Genomic DNA, 14,964 nt, shown 5'->3' on the forward strand with positions numbered 1-14,964 from the left:
CCACAATTCTATGCCGAAGATTTCAGCCGCTTGAGCACACCGCGGACGACATAGCGCGCGCGGCCGAGCGTGTTGCTGCGCAGGCGGCGCAACTTCCAGTAAAGGCCGGTCTCGGTTTTGATACTCTTTGAATTGAGGCTCATCTTCATCGCCGATTCATCCCGCGCTGTTTTTACGGGATCAGCATAGAACGCGCTGATTTTCGCCGCAGGCATACCAGCGCTTTCAAACCAGTGTGGGATATAGGTATTGCACAGGCGGTCGACATCGGTGAGCGCCTTGTCGATCCCTGTGCCTGTTATGGGGCAGACAACGCAAAAGGCATCGCCAATCAGAACCATGCCGTCGCGTTCGTGGTTGTGAACCTTCACAAGATCAATGGGCCGCGCGATAACCGGGCCCGTCACCTTGATTTCGCCGAACAGTCTCTCAAGGTCCGGCATCAATTCACGCATGCTCTGTTCCGGATGATCGCGAAACGAGCGCGTCCATTCTTCGGAGGAATTCCGGTAGACGAAGAAGTTGGCGCGAATCTTATCCTCAATCGGAAACAGGGTCAGATAGGATACGCGATCATTGAAACGCTCGCCGTTCCAGACCAATGAGGGAAACGGAAAATCTCCGCGTGGTTTCTCAAGGTCAAAACCACAGCAAAGCGAATGCTGCGGGCTGATGATTTCCCGCTCGACGCCCAGTTTTTTGCGGATGGCATCGCCAAGGCCGGTTGCCACAACAAGCAGGCGTGCATTGAATGTTCGCCCGTCAGAAAGCACCGCAATCTGCCTGTCAGCACTGGTCTTTATGGTTTCAACCCTGCCGACAACAGAGCGCACCTCTGGAGGAAGCGCGCGGCGAAGCGCATTGACGAGATCCGAATAGTCGCTGCCATATTCGCGTTTGGTGCCGCGCTCGATGATGCGGCCAAAGCGATGCAGCCAAACCCCGTCGAATGCGGTCATCTGGGCATGGACTGCATCACCCAGACCAAGGCGTTCAAACAGGATCATCTGGTCTTCGCCAATCTTCTCGGCGCGAAAATCAGGGGGATGGCGGTCATGGGTGCTGACCAGCGTTACATCATAGCCTTTGCGGGAGAGGGCCGTTGCCGCGCAGACACCGGCCAGACCACCGCCGATGATCAGCACATCAGTTTCCTGAACTGGTGTCTGTAGTTCCCTTGCTGGCAGCTCGGTTTCGGCCATGCCTGTTCCGCTTACTTTCCTGATTTCAGTCTTTTTTGCGCCACTGGCGCAACGTCCGCAAAACAGTCCATTTCAACGGGCGTAGTTTCTGCCACGCTCCGGTCGAGCGAAGATGTTCCATCATTTGCAAACGTCGCATGAACATGCGGCCTTTCCAGCTGATAATACTGGTCATTTTGGAAAGTGGAACAGTTGTGTCGCAATGTTCAAGCTTCCATGGTTCATTGCCGATGCCAAGATCCATGTATTCAAAGCCGTTTTTGTGCAGCCATTCAAGTGTTCTGTAGTATATAATTCGTCCAACCGAATATTTTGCCCAATCGTCACCTTCAAAGCCGATCATAATGGCGTAATAGGTCTTTGCCTGAACAAGACCCCATAAGGTTGCGACAATCTCATCGCCAACTTCCAGGGCTGTCAGATGCAGCATTCCGGCTTTGGCAAACTGTTGCGTCCCATCGTGAAAGAATGCATATTTTTCCGGTTCGGCGTCGAAACCCGGCACCTGCGTATCTTCGAAACGGCGCTGTTTCTGCTTGAGCAGTTGATCGACAATGATCGCCTGCTCACTCTTGTCTGTTGCGATGATGTAGTGGGTGGGTGCAAGGCGATCGAGCCCGCGCATTTTCTTGAGGAGTGTTTTTCGATAGGGCTGCGCCTTGTCGATCTCTTCCCACGACCGTTGCAGATTGTTGCCATGGCAGAAAACGTCATTGGGGCCGTCTGCAAGCAGGTCAAGCGGGTTCACCAAATCGCCGATCCGGGCTGGCATCTTGTCCAGCATGATCACATCGAAATCGGGAAGCGCGGCGGTTATTTTTTCCCAAAGGTTGACGGCGGTATCGTAGGTCCAATCCGGCGATCCCGGAAACAGAATCGGCGCGTTATAATCGGCGGCATCAGCGTCGATAAACCCGAGTATTTTTGCGCCCTTACGGGTGGTAATGCATAGCGGGATGAAGATGAGCGGATTGTTTGCCGCATCACGCACCTCAACGAAACAGGCGCGGATGTCGCCCACCTGACCGAATGTCGCCCACCACACCTCGAGAAATGTGCGGGATTGAAAAACGTGATACTGCGGATTGGCTATAGGCGCGGGTGCTCCGGTTGGCCATTCTGCCGACAGATTGTCCAGACTGTCATGTACGTGGATGGTGAAATTCATGTTCACGACGATAAGTTGACCTTGTGGCCTTTTTCAGAAATGTGCGCAGAGAATTTGACCAATCGACCTGTTCGCCCTGACTGATAGAGGTAACGGCTTGTATATCGCATATCTTTATAAAAAAATGCTTTCTTTATAGTGTAAGTCTAACAACTTAACCTGCTCTGCCATTCTACAGGATACGATTGATGACCGTTTCGATTATCATGAAAACGCTCAATGAAGAAAAGCGCATTGCAGCGGCTATCGAAAGCGCATTGCAGGCTTTGCCAGAGGGCAAGATTGAAATCATCGTCGCCGATAGCGGATCGACCGATCGCACCGTTGAAATTGCGATGCAGTATCCGGTTATCGTTGCGCAGATCGTGAACCCGGCGAAACCCAGCTGCGGGATCGGGCCGCAACTGGGTTTTCAGTATAGCCATCATGATCTCATCTGCCTGATGGACGGCGACATGCTGCTCGATAAGGATTTCCTCACTGAAGCCATAGATTTTCTGGAAGCGAACCCGAGGGTTGCGGGTGTCACGGGGCATGTGGCGGAAATGAATGTCGATAATCTCGAATTCACCCGCCGCGTGCGCCGAGCATCGCCGGAAAACCGGATCGGATCAATCGACCGGATGAATGGCGGTGGTCTTTACAGACGCAAGGCGATTGAGCAGGCGGGTTATTTTTCGGATCGCAACCTGCACGGCTATGAGGAGTTTGATCTCGGCGTAAGGTTGCGGGCATTGGGATGGGAACTCTACCGGTTGGACCGGCGTTTCGTCGAGCATTTCGGCCATTCGATCAATGCATATAAATTGCTGGTGCGGCGCTGGCAGTCCAAATATTTGCGCGGTGTGGGCGAATTGCTTCGCGCTGCGCTCGGTCGCCCGCACTGGAGCAAGCTGGTGCAGGAATTGCCGGAATTGCGCCTGTGGGCAGGCGTGTATGTCTGGCTGCTGCTGATGATCGGTCTGCTGATTTTCCTGCCGGACAAGAAGCTGGCTCTTTTGATTGATGTGGCATTGATCGTGCTTGTTATTGCCGCGATGAGCCTGAAGCAGCGTAGTCTTTCCCTCGGCTTTTATGCTGTTGTTGCCTGGTTCTTTCATGCGGCGGCGCTGCCGCTCGGATTTTTTCACCCGAGGCGTCAGCCCGATGACTGGATCGAAAGTCAGGTTATTTCAAAGGACCCGTGAGGCCGGCACGTCATGATGGGTCAGCACTTTCTGTCGGGACGGATATTTGCGGTATTTGCGTCATGCTTTCTGCTGTTTGCAGGTCCGGCTGGCGCGCAAGATGTCTGGTCGCCGGTCCGCGAGATATCGCTCGAACTTCAAAGCGGCAGCCCGCTTGATTTTTCGGCCCTGCTTCCCAATCCCTCAATCGGTGAGGAGAACCGCATTGTCATCAACAAGGACGGGCGATTGGCGCATGCCGATGCATCGGAAAAGCCGGTGCGCTTTTTGTGTGCGTCGCTGGGCTGGAGCCCGGCCTCGGGTGGCTTTCCGGATCATGATGGAGCGGATCGTTACGCGCGCCAGCTGAAAATGCATGGCTACAATATTGCCCGCTTTCACTTTGTCGACGCGGCGCTGATGTTCGGGCGCAGTGCAGATTTCGATTTCGATCCGGAGGTACTGGACCGCATCCACTATCTGATGGCCGCTTTGAAACGAAATGGCATCTACTGGATCATGGATGGCTTGAGTTCATCCCGCGGTGCCTATGGCGGGTTTGATGACCGGTGGGATCTCGCGGGCGAATTGAAAATCGAAGTGCAAATCGATGAGAAATCATTTCAGCATTGGTTGCGGTTCCAGAAGGAAGTGCTTGGAAGGGTCAATCCCTATACGGGTATCGCGCCAATCCGCGACCCGGCGCTGGTTGTTATTGTCCCGTTCAATGAAAATGGTATCGAATTTGACAGCATCGTACATCAACGGGATGGGCAGCCACATTACTCAAAGCTATTGGCGCCCGCGTTCAATACCTGGCTGCAAGCGCGCTATGGATCGACAAAAGCGCTCGCTGATACCTGGGGATGGGTGAAGGCGGGTGAACGTCTGGAAGACGGGACCATCAGTCTTCCCTCCAATCGCTACGAAAAAACGCCGCGAATGCGCGATCTGCAAGCGTTCTTCGTCGATGTGGAAACGCGCTCGGCCGAACGCATGACGGCGGCGCTGCGTGATCTCGGCTATAAAGGAGTGATCGCCCCCTATAATAACTGGCCGAGTGTACAAACGAGCCTGTCTCGTTCGGGTCAACAGGCTATTGCAATGAATACCTATCAGGATTGGGTCGGTTCCTACGAGCCCGGCAGCACGATGGGGCAGAAAAGCTCAATCGCCGACGGGGCTTTCTATGTGCGTGCGATTGCCGCTGCCCGCTGGCTCAATCGCCCCTTTATCGTCACCGAATATGACCATCTGTTCTGGAGCAAGTATCGCTATGAGGCCGGTATTGTCATGCCAGCTTATGCGGCCCTGCAGAACTGGGATGTGCTGTGCCGCCATGGTCATGGTCCCATCGTGCTGGCCTATGGCGAAGATGTGCCGCACAAGCGTCAGATGCTGCCCTATGCGATTGCCCTTGATCCGGTGGCCCGCGCTGGTGAAACCCTGGCGGCATTGCTGTTCCGGCGCGGTGATGTGGCAGGGTCACCCGTCTCGATCCCGTTCATGGTCAAAGGGGTTGAGGAACTGACACAGAGTGCACAGGAGCGGGAGCCCGATGCATTGACGGGGCTTGCTCTGCTGGGTGCAATCGGGTTGCAAAAGGACGCGTCCGCGTCACCGGGCAATCTGGCAGTTCCGTCACCCCGCAAGAGTGCCTCTGCCGAAAAAATCATGGCAGCGTTGCATGACGCCAGGCTGCTTGATCCGGCCAATATCACCAGTGTCAATAAGGGGATTTTCGAGAGCGATACCGACCAGATTGTTCTTGATCAGAACAGGCTCCGCATCACCGTAAAGACCGAGCGTACGGAAGCAATCGCTTTTGCCGATCTTACGGATACGATCACACTTGGCAATCTGACCGTAGGCAATGCCACGGGTAAAGGATTGTTTGCCGTGTCGGCTCTCGATGATCTACCTATCAAAAGCAGTCAGCGCCTGCTGGTTATTTATGCGACAGATGCGCAGAACAGCGATATGCGGTTTTCAGACAGGCAGGAGCGCGTCATTGCCGATTTTGGTCATTTGCCGGTGCGCATCCAACTTGGCAGTATCGATTTTTCTCTGCCGGGTACAGGGCGCTGGACTGTCTCGCCGGTGGGGCTGGATGGAAAGGTGAAGGCCGCAGTGGCCCAGGGAGACGGGATGGTTTCAACGCGCCTTGCAAATGATGGGCCGGATGGCCCAACGACTTATTTCCTGATTGAGCGGCAACCTTAGAAAAAGTCGGTTACAAGACGGCTCCAGGATTCTCCGGCAAGCCCGCCAATAAATATATCGTTGCGGTGGATGGCGTCCGTGACGCTCTTGTGACGCGTTGAGACGCACACATGGGCGCGGTGCCGGTAAAACATTGCCCGGTGACGGGAAAGTACATCCAATTGCGCGGGTTGAACGCGGCCTTGCGCTGCGACAAATCCTGATTGATCCAGATGATACATCATCTGGTTGATAACGGCGTGTTCCTTGCCTTTTTTCGCGAAGATGTTCAGCACCTGCGCAATGGAACCCGGACGGCCGAAATACACAAAACAACCGGTAAGTTCGGCGTTGTAATCCCAGACCGAGCGTATGTTCAGAGAGCCATTCCCAGTGTTGAGTCTGGCTACTTCAAGAATCCAGTCAAGTTCCGGCTTCGACCAGACAGGCCGCACTTTATAGCCGGGTAAGAAATCCTGAACACTTGCGACGAACAGGTCTTGGGACATCTCTTCATCATGCATGACAGGATCGCCCTCAATGTGAAGGGCAGGCATCACACGTCTGGTGAGATAATCAAGCGGCCGCGCCAGCGGCAGACGAGCGGCGTATCGAACGAGAGAGGATCGCTTGGCGGCAGACTGCGCAAGGTAAGCGGCAGGCTGAAACACCCGGCACCATTCCAGACCGTGCAACGGCAGGATTGCGCCGCTCACAGCCCTGAAATGATTGGCACTGACAGGTGATGCGCTGTCAGTGAAGCACAGATCCTGATGGCGGGGCCGCATGGTCAGCGCCAGTTCGGCAGCACCAAGGCATGATACATCAGGGTCGGTCATGAAAGCACATAGAAGCCGTGCCGTTATGATCTCGCCCTCGACCATGTATTGCATCGGAATAGCGGATACGGCGCTGCTTATGGTTCCGCCCGCCGTCTCATGAACGAAACTGCCATATTGCGGATCGTATATCGGGCTGCCGAAGAACAGCTTCTCGAAGTAATCATTGAATGTATCAGGCGAATTGACTGCCTTCTTGCGGAATATTTTGTAAAACAGCCGCCCGACCTGCGGAATATCTTCCACAATCATTGGACGTATCTGCCTTCTTCCGCCCATCATCGCTCCCGTGCAAATTATCTGTCCGGACTATGTGTCTGAATCTCTCGATCGCCGGTATCGAAACTCAATGCAATCGAATGGTTGTTTTTATAATTTCTGCTAAAAGAATATCTACTTGGTAAATACGCGCTCCTGTGCCGCAGCGCGGCTGTTTCTTGCCAGTCGAAGAAGAACAAGCCAGGCAGCGATCATAATACCGATCTCGATCAGGTAGATTGAAATAAACGTGCCCTGTGGCGGCGCTATCCAGGTTGCCCATGCGATCAGCCCGGCACCCAATGCGTTGCCGGTGTTGAGAATGGCGGCGCGTGGACCGTGATAACCTGCAGCCCCCAATGCATCGATTGCCACCGACCAGACAGCAAGGAAGATAACGGTTCCGCTCAGAATACGGCAGAATGAAACGAGTGATACGTATTCATTGCCAAAGAGCAGGGGCAGAAATGGCGCGGCGATATAGATGATCAGGGCCGAACCAAAGCCGATGCCAAGAGCCGCCAGCAATATCTTCTTGGTGCGCCCGATTGCGTTGTGAATGCCGTCAGTGCTCAAGCGGGCAAGACCGGGATAAACGAGGCGGTTCATTGCATCGATTGAGAGATAGCTGCTGTCGATAATACGCCGGACAACACCATAACTGCCCACAACCTCGGGATTGGCCATGATACCGAGCATGAGAAGGTCGACATTCTGGCGAATGGCGCGGAAGATAAAAGGCGTGGCAAACAGGATGCCAAGGCGAATTTCCTCGCGCACGATGCGGTATTGCGGACGTCCGAGCTTGCGCAACGACCACATATAGAAAACCAGCACCAGCACATGGACGGCAAATTGCCAGATTGCCCAGTCAACCAGACTGGTCACGCCGAATACCAGACAGGCAAGCGCTGCCGCAGCTGTACGCGCAAAGGCAAAACCAACCACGGAACGGTTCGCCTCGGAAAATTTCGAATGACCAATGAAGATTTGCTCGGTCAAAAGGATAATGCGAACCAGAATGATGTTGGTGATGAGAATGAGCAGGATCGCGATGATGTTTTCGACGGGATCGGCTGAAAGCTTCATCCAGAATGGCAGAATGATGATGCCGAGAATGACGAGCAGAACCCCGCTCGTCAGCGTCAAAATGAGATTGTGACCCAGCATGACAGGATACATTGAGTGATCCTGCGCAACTCGCCTTACCAGACATTCCGAAGCGCCAAGGCCGCAGAGATGAACGGCAATACTGGTCACAGCCGTGACAGAAACGAAAACACCAAATTCCACCGCACCGAACGAGCGCGCAAGAATAGCGAACGTCACCAGCTGTGCGACATTGGCCGTCAGCAGGCTGCCGCTTGACGCGGCGTAAGACAGGACCATGGGAAACAGACGTGGCAAACGGCTGATGATCTCGGCAACACTCAGTTTCATCGGGCTCTGCGATCTGATCGAAAGACTGGAATTTGCATCTGTTCGCTATACGACTTGGTGGGAGATAGCCATTTATTAACCAAACTTTGAAATCTATGGTTTAGATATACATTACTGGCAAACCGTTACGGTTTGATTGATGCTTATAGAGTATTGCTGAATGTACAAACTACGCGACGCGTCAGGCAAAGCGCAACCGGTGGCTCCAATAAAGGAACCAGTGGTTGAAAGTCGCGTGCGTAGCGAGCCGCCACGCAAGCCAGCCTACGCATTTTCATTGCCGCAGATAGATGTAAGCAGCCTGATTTCCTGGCTTCTTGCCCGGTGGCACTGGATTTTGATCGCCGCGGTCATTGGTGCGCTTGTCGGTATTGGTTACGGAATGAGCGCCAAGCCCCGCTATACTGTGTATACGGATATTCTGGTCCCGCCAGCCAATCTGCAAGTGCTGCCGAATGATGTTTACTTGCAGAATCAGCAAAGCGATAGCCAACTGCTCGATGTGGAAAGCAAATTGCTTGTGCTGACATCAGGCAATGTGCTGCGGCGCGTTGTGAATGAACTCGGACTTGCCAATGATCCGGAATTTGTTGGCACCGGGGCGTCAGGCTTCAGTCTTGGCTCGCTATTCTCAAGTAAACCAACGGTGGCTGACAAGACCTTGGCGGCCATGCGCAGTCTGTCCGAGCGGATTTCGGCACGGCGTCAGGAGCGGTCATATATGATCACAATATCGGCCTGGGCGAACAACCCGGATACGGCTGTGAAAGTTGCCGACACTCTGGCCAAGGCATTTGAAGAGGAAGTAGCGCAGGCCGAAGCCGATGGTGCTGGCCGTGCAGCGGCTGCTCTGACCGAACGTCTGGCAGAATTGAAAAAGGGTGCATCGGAAGCTGAAGCAAAGGTTGCGGAGTTCAAACGCGACAATGGGCTTCAGACCACATCAGGCGAATTAATCAGTTCGCAGTCCATGGCGCAGATCAACATGAAACTGGTGGATGCCAATGCGCGGCTTGTGGAGGCCCAGTCGCGTTATAACGAGTTGACCGCGTCGAAGCCAAATCAGTCGAACCCGTCAGGCACATTGCAGTCACCGACTTTGACGGGCCTGCGCTCACAATATGCAGCGGTCAAGCAAACGGTTGATTCCATGTCGATGACCTATGGATCGCGCTATCCCGGATTGATCCGGGCCAGGTCCCAGCTTGGCGGTCTGGAACAGCAGATTTCGCAGGAGACCGGCCGTATCCTGCGGGCCGCGCAGGTAGATCTCGAACAGGCAAAATCCGTTGTCGATGCGCTTAAACAGCAGGCTGCCAGTGCGCGGTCGTCGGTTTCCATGGACAATGACGCACAAGTGCGATTGAGTGATCTGGAGCGGGATATGGCGACGAAGATTGCTATCTACCAGACGTTCCTGACACGCGCTGGCGAAACAACCGAACGCCAACAGTTAAACAGTACCAATATTCGTGTCATCTCGTCAGCCGTCCCACCCCTGCGCCGTAGCTGGCCACCGCGCACGGCGCTGCTTGCAGCCGGCGGCACGTTTGCCGGACTGGGTATTGGCGCATTCCTCGCAATAGGCGTGGGTTTGCTGGGTGCGATGCGCAATGACCGGAAAACACAGAAGGCGTAAGGCTAGTCCTTTATGGATAGAAACGAATACAGTGCACAACCAAACGCACCCTCTGCGGGTGGTCTTGGCGCGCTCCTGTTTCTGGCGATCTTTTTATTCTTCTGGATCACCACCACGCCCTTTGTCGATCTGACCGGCGCAGCTGCGGTCGACCCCAGCGCCGGAAATTCCAATCTGGTCAACCAGCTGGTAACGCTTGTCCTGTCTGGCAGCCTGCTTGCTTTTGGTCTCAGCAGTCCCATGCGCAGCGCCATCCTGCAGCCGCGCGGCCTGCTAATATCGCTGTTCATCTGGTACATTCTCGTGTCGGCCCTGTCGGCTCATCCGGACCTTGCGCTCAAGCGTGTTGTGCTGGCCATCATGGTTTGCGTCAATGCGAGCGTGTTTCTGCTTCTGCCAAAATCCGACGCGCATTTTGGCAAATTGCTGGCTCTGGCAACGCTGATCATGCTGGGCTTTGCTTATTTTGGTGTGGTTTTCCTGCCGCTGCGCGCGATTCATCAGGCATCGGAACTGCGCGAACCGATGAATGCCGGTTTCTGGCGCGGGCAATATGCACACAAGAACGAAGCCGCCGCCGTCATGGTGGCCGCAGTCTTCTTTGGCCTGTTTGTCTATAGCGTCGGACAAAAATTGGCGGGTGCAGCCATTATCGTTCTGTCGACATTGTTTCTGCTGCACACGGGCGGCAAAACTTCGACCGCGGCCTTGCCGGGCATTCTGATCCTTGCCTGGATTTTCCAGCACTGGAAATGGACACGCTTTCCGATCGCCATTGGCGGGATTGTCGCGTTCAATGTGCTCGCCATTGGATCGGCGGTCTTTGAACCGATCCGTTCACTGATCAATGCCGTCGGTATCGATGCCACTTTTACCAATAGAACCGATATCTGGCGTTTTGCCTTCTCTGCCATCGCCCAAAAGCCGATTACCGGCTACGGGTTTCAATCCTTCTGGCAGACTGAAGAACTTGTTTATAGCGGCGGCAATGTCGAGACATGGGCTGTTGCTGCTTATAACGGGCATAATGGCTATCTCGATACGCTTCTGACAACCGGCATCCCCGGCTTGATTCTTACGGTCATATGGTTGCTTTTCCTGCCCTTGCGTGACATTGGCAGGGCAGACGCGACGGGCAATAATCCAGCACTTACGACGCTCTTCGTTCGCATCTGGCTCTATGGAATTTACACAGCCTGCGTCGAAAGCATGTTCTTCCAGAATGGTAGCCCATTGTGGTTTGCCCTCCTGTTTGCGGTGTTCGGCCTGCGTCTGCAGGCGCGCGCAAGTGTTGTGAGCGCAGCGCCTTCGCAGGCCAAATTGACGGTAGCCCATGCCTGAAATCTTGAACAAACTGGACTATTGGTCAGACCGGATTACCGACAGGCTGATGCGCCGCTTGCCGGGACCGCGTATCCATATCCCCACATCGCGGCCAATCGTGTCTTTCACCTTCGATGACGTGCCGGATACGGCGTTGACCAATGGCGCCCACATACTGGAGAACCATGGCGTGCGTGGAACGTTCTACATCGCCGGATCGCTGGAAGGGCAGGTGGAACCCAAGCGGACGCTGATTTCACGCGATGGATGCCGGGCATTGGCGCAGCAGGGCCATGAAATCGGTTGCCATACGTTTTCTCATACGAAAGTATCGCATATGGGTAATCGTAAACTTACCGATGATCTGCGACAGAACAAGGATTACCTCGACGCAATTGATCCGCGCGATGACAGGCGCAATTTCGCCTATCCCTACAATGCCGGTTCGCTATGGGGACGTGGTATCTTCCAAAAGAATTTCCAGACCTGCCGCTCGGGCGGCGAGCGGATCAATCGCGGTTCAGTCAATCCCGTCTTTCTATCCGGGGTCGAGATCAGACAGCCGGAGAGCCATGCGCTTGGCCTCACAAGCTGGATCGATACGCTGATTGCAGAGCCCGGCTGGCTCATTTTTTTCACCCATGATATCGCGGCACAGCCAACGGATTTCGGTTGTACACCGGAGACATTCGAACGGCTGGTTGCCTATACGCTGGAGCGCGGATGCATGGTGCTGCCCGTCAAGGATGCGCTGGATCAATTCAGCGCGGGGAGGCCACTATCCTGAAAACTCCGATACCGCAGAAACGTCTGCTTGCGATCAATAATTATTTTTATAAGCGCGGCGGTGCGGAAGCGATCTTTCTCGAACACATGCAGCTGTTTTCGGAAATTGGCTGGGATGTTGTTCCATTTGCCATGCAGCACCCTGACAATAACGATTCACCGTGGTCGGAGTATTTTGTCTCTGAAATTGAATATGGTCGCCAAAGCAGCGCGTTGACCAAGGTGGCGCAGGCTGGAAAGATCATTTATTCCTTCGAAGCGCAGCGCAGCATCGAGTCTTTGATTGAACAGGCCCGGCCTGATATCGCCCATGCCCATAATGTCTACCACCACCTTTCGCCGTCGATTTTTGCCACGCTGAAAAAAGCTGGCATACCGACTGTGATGACGGTGCATGATCTGAAGCTTGCCTGTCCCGCCTATAAAATGCTGGTGAACGGGCATGTATGCGAGGAGTGTAAAGGCGGCAGAATCTACAATGTCGTCCGGCATCGCTGTATCTACGGTTCATTGGTGCTAAGCAGTCTCGTCTTTCTGGAAACGATTGTGCATCGCGGCCTTGGTCTTTACCGCAACAAGGTCGACAAATTCGTTGTTCCAAGCAAATTCTATCGCGAAAAGCTGATGGAATGGGGCTGGCCGGCGGAGCAACTCGTCTATATCCCGAATTTCGTCGATACGCAGGCATTTGCGACCGGCTGGGACGAAGGCGACTACTTCGTTTTTGCCGGGCGGCTAGCGCCCGAAAAGGGCCTGGTAACGCTGATCCACGCTGCGGCAAAGGCGAAGCAGCGTCTGGTTATAGCTGGCACCGGTCCCGATGAGGCTATGCTCAAAGCACTGGTGCAGGAGCTGAATGCGGATGTGACATTTGCTGGCTACGTATCGGGTGAAAACCTGACGCGGCTGATCGGCCAATCCAAAGCTTTGATCCTGCCTTCCGAATGGTACGAGAATGCGCCTGTCAGCATTCTGGAAGCCTATGCGCTGGGCAGGCCTGTTATCGGTGCAGCCATTGGCGGTATTCCGGAAATGATCCGCGAAGGTGAAACGGGGATGACTGCGGTTGCGGGTGACGCAGATGATCTGGGGCGCGTCATATCGGCTATGGCTGATCTGACACCCGCTGCCCGCACCCGCATGGGTATGAATGGCCGGGACTGGATTGCCCGCGACTTTTCCGCCGATGCCTACCGCAATCGCATGATCGATCTCTATGCAACGCTGGGGGTGTCGTGATGGCGGAGGGAAGCGGTTCCGGAAGACAACCAAGGGTTATGATGCTGGGTTTGCGTGGCATTCCCGATGTACAGGGCGGCGTGGAAAAACACGTTGAAGAGCTCAGCCAGCAGTTTGTCGATAAGGGCTGGGATGTCTCGGTTCTCGGTCGTAAACGCTACCTGCTGACGCCGGACCCTTATGTCTGGAAGCGGGTGAAGGTTTTCCCGCTTTGGTCGCCCGCCTCCATGAAATTCGAGGCAATTGCGCATACGGCGCTTGGAGTACTTTTTGCGGCATATCATCGTCCCGATATTCTGCATATTCATGCTGTAGGACCAGCGTTGCTGACGCCTCTGGCGCGTCTCCTGGGTCTGAAAGTCGTCGTGACCCATCATGGCTATGACTATGACAGGCAAAAATGGGGCGGTTTTGCCAAGCGCATCCTGAAGCTGGGTGAGCAGGCGGGAATGCGCTTTGCCAATGCGCGCATTGCCGTATCGAATGATATCGCCCGAACCATGGAAACACGCTATGGCGTGCCTGTTCAAGCGGTGCCCAATGGCGTGACGGTTCGCCGGAGCGAGACGGATACGGGCATTCTGCAAAAGCTTGCACTAACACCGCGCCGTTACATCATCATGGTCGCGCGCATCGTTCCGGAAAAACGCCAGCATGATCTCATAACAGCTTTTGCCAAACTCGCCGATCCCTCGGTCAAGCTGGTTCTGGTGGGATCAGCCGAATTTATGGCTGCCTATTCGCAGGAAGTCGAGAAGCTGGCGGGAAGCGTGCCGGGTGTTGTCCTCGCTGGCATGCAGACTGGCGACGATCTTGCCATTCTTTACGAGAATGCCCGTTTGTTTGTCCTGCCATCAAGCCATGAAGGCATGCCGATTGCCTTGCTGGAGGCTATGGGCGTGGGGCTGCCGGTTCTTGCCAGCGATATCACCGCCAACCTCGAAATAGGCCTCCCGCCCGAAGATTACTTCCCGCTTGGTGATGTCGAACAGCTGGCCGCTGCCATGCGTTCAAAACTCTCCACGCCGTTCAATAAGGATAAGGCGGGGGAACAGGGCAGTGTTGTCGAAAAGGAATATGGCTGGCTCAGCATCTCTGACCAAACGCTTGGCGTCTACAACGCAGTCCTGAAGCGCAAGGCGCTTTGATCATTCACAGATAAGGTGGTGATCCCGGAACACCAGGTGGTAAAAACATCGCGATTCATAATCAATTCCTGACGTGCAACCTGTTTTCGATTGGATGCAAAGTCTCAGAATTGGCGGCCAGTGGTAAAGCAAGGGTTCCACTTGCCTGCCGTTTCGACTGTCTCGGTGGTGGAACACTTTCGAGTTGATTTAGCTATTGGGATATCGCATAGATTAACGATTAAATCTTCGGAGATTGTCGTTGCCAAGGCTTTTATCTCAATTGGCCAAATATGGCCTGATAGGGGCCCTAAATTCTGCAATCACGTTGATTACTATTATTATTTTCACTTACGCCGGATTTGGGCCGTATGTGTGTAATGCAGTGGGTTTTGCTTGCGGACTTCTGAATAGTTTTTTTATGAATGGCCGTTTTACGTTTGAAACATCATCAGGCCGTGGCGGTGTCATAAAATTTTCCATCGCCTTTGCTATAGCGTACTCCATCAATCTATTCGTTTTATATTATGCGATTAGATTCTCATCTGCAGGCGTCGTGATTTCTCAAGTGATCT

General features: G+C 54.2%; 11 protein-coding genes. 7 read left to right on the forward strand and 4 right to left on the reverse strand.

All coding sequences use genetic code 11. The features are described 5' to 3' along the window. Positions 1-8: 8 nt before the first annotated feature. Both BLU05_RS11115 and BLU05_RS11120 read right to left on the reverse strand, forming a co-directional pair. The gene (locus BLU05_RS11115) at positions 9-1,202 is read right to left on the reverse strand and encodes an FAD-dependent oxidoreductase (protein WP_091879919.1); all 1,194 of its coding nucleotides are present in this window, start codon (positions 1,200-1,202) and stop codon (positions 9-11) included. Positions 1,203-1,227: 25 nt separating this feature from the next. Beyond that, positions 1,228-2,370 (reverse strand): GNAT family N-acetyltransferase, encoded by a 1,143-nt coding sequence (locus BLU05_RS11120; RefSeq protein WP_091879921.1) that lies wholly within the window; start codon positions 2,368-2,370, stop codon positions 1,228-1,230. Between the two features lie 188 nt (positions 2,371-2,558). Between BLU05_RS11120 and BLU05_RS11125 the strand changes: the two genes are divergently transcribed. Then, on the forward strand, positions 2,559-3,557 hold the full coding sequence (locus BLU05_RS11125; protein ID WP_091879922.1) for a glycosyltransferase family 2 protein: 999 nt from the start codon (positions 2,559-2,561) through the stop codon (positions 3,555-3,557). Between the two features lie 12 nt (positions 3,558-3,569). After that, entirely contained in the window at positions 3,570-5,759 is a 2,190-nt protein-coding gene (locus BLU05_RS11130; protein WP_244518271.1) for a glycoside hydrolase, read from the forward strand. Here the strand turns inward: BLU05_RS11130 and BLU05_RS11135 are convergent. Both BLU05_RS11135 and BLU05_RS11140 read right to left on the reverse strand, forming a co-directional pair. Further along, on the reverse strand, positions 5,756-6,829 hold the full coding sequence (locus tag BLU05_RS11135) for a hypothetical protein (RefSeq protein WP_091879924.1): 1,074 nt from the start codon (positions 6,827-6,829) through the stop codon (positions 5,756-5,758). The genes BLU05_RS11130 and BLU05_RS11135 overlap by 4 nt on opposite strands. Before the next feature lie 141 nt (positions 6,830-6,970). Next, on the reverse strand, positions 6,971-8,275 hold the full coding sequence (locus BLU05_RS11140; RefSeq protein WP_091879925.1) for a lipopolysaccharide biosynthesis protein: 1,305 nt from the start codon (positions 8,273-8,275) through the stop codon (positions 6,971-6,973). A 160-nt stretch (positions 8,276-8,435) separates the two neighbouring features. Between BLU05_RS11140 and BLU05_RS11145 the strand changes: the two genes are divergently transcribed. Genes BLU05_RS11145 through BLU05_RS11165 form a run of 5 tightly spaced genes read left to right on the forward strand, consistent with a single transcriptional unit; the run spans position 8,436 to position 14,410 of the window. Next, positions 8,436-9,914, forward strand: a complete 1,479-nt coding sequence (locus BLU05_RS11145; protein ID WP_091879927.1) for a GumC family protein — start codon at positions 8,436-8,438, stop codon at positions 9,912-9,914. 12 nt (positions 9,915-9,926) lie between these two features. Next, complete coding sequence (locus BLU05_RS11150) at positions 9,927-11,255, forward strand: O-antigen ligase family protein (RefSeq protein ID WP_091879928.1); 1,329 nt, start codon at positions 9,927-9,929, stop codon at positions 11,253-11,255. Further along, on the forward strand, positions 11,248-12,024 hold the full coding sequence (locus tag BLU05_RS11155; RefSeq protein ID WP_091879930.1) for a polysaccharide deacetylase family protein: 777 nt from the start codon (positions 11,248-11,250) through the stop codon (positions 12,022-12,024). Before BLU05_RS11150 ends, BLU05_RS11155 begins: the two co-directional genes overlap by 8 nt. Positions 12,025-12,032: 8 nt before the next feature. Then, the gene (locus BLU05_RS11160) at positions 12,033-13,262 is read left to right on the forward strand and encodes a glycosyltransferase family 4 protein (RefSeq protein ID WP_091880268.1); all 1,230 of its coding nucleotides are present in this window, start codon (positions 12,033-12,035) and stop codon (positions 13,260-13,262) included. Next, on the forward strand, positions 13,262-14,410 hold the full coding sequence (locus BLU05_RS11165; RefSeq protein ID WP_244518273.1) for a glycosyltransferase family 4 protein: 1,149 nt from the start codon (positions 13,262-13,264) through the stop codon (positions 14,408-14,410). Before BLU05_RS11160 ends, BLU05_RS11165 begins: the two co-directional genes overlap by 1 nt. The last annotated feature ends 554 nt before the right edge of the window (positions 14,411-14,964 follow it).

The sequence above is a fragment of the Phyllobacterium sp. OV277 genome (genome assembly GCF_900104355.1).
GTDB lineage: Bacteria > Pseudomonadota > Alphaproteobacteria > Rhizobiales > Rhizobiaceae > Phyllobacterium.